Below are 248 nucleotides of genomic sequence, written 5' to 3'. Positions count from 1 at the left end.
CGACGAAGAGGCGACCGACATGCGTGGACTCATCCTCGGTTTGATCTGGCTGGCGGCAGGGGCTGCCCAGGCTGATGTGTACATCTCAATCGATGCCAAGGGTGGCTACGTACTGACCAACGTTCATCGGCCCGGACGCCACTATGAAAAGGTGATCAACGAACCGCTGGCCCAGGCTGGCCCGGCCAATGCGCAGATGATCACTGGGCGCCCCTATGCCGAGGTGGTTGCCACTGCGGCACGCATCC

The 248-nt window shown here is 62.1% G+C and carries 1 protein-coding gene; it reads left to right on the top strand.

The features are described 5' to 3' along the window. Nucleotides 1-19: 19 nt before the first annotated feature. The coding region (locus SB765_RS32305) for a DUF4124 domain-containing protein (RefSeq protein WP_410932851.1) at nucleotides 20-248 on the top strand (229 nt) is incomplete at its 3' end.

Origin of the sequence: Pseudomonas sp. SIMBA_067 (assembly GCF_046534675.1) — a bacterium.
Lineage (GTDB): Bacteria > Pseudomonadota > Gammaproteobacteria > Pseudomonadales > Pseudomonadaceae > Aquipseudomonas > Aquipseudomonas putida.
The sequence above is the reverse complement of the archived record's forward strand: the minus strand, read 5'-3'. Positions and strand labels throughout refer to the sequence as shown.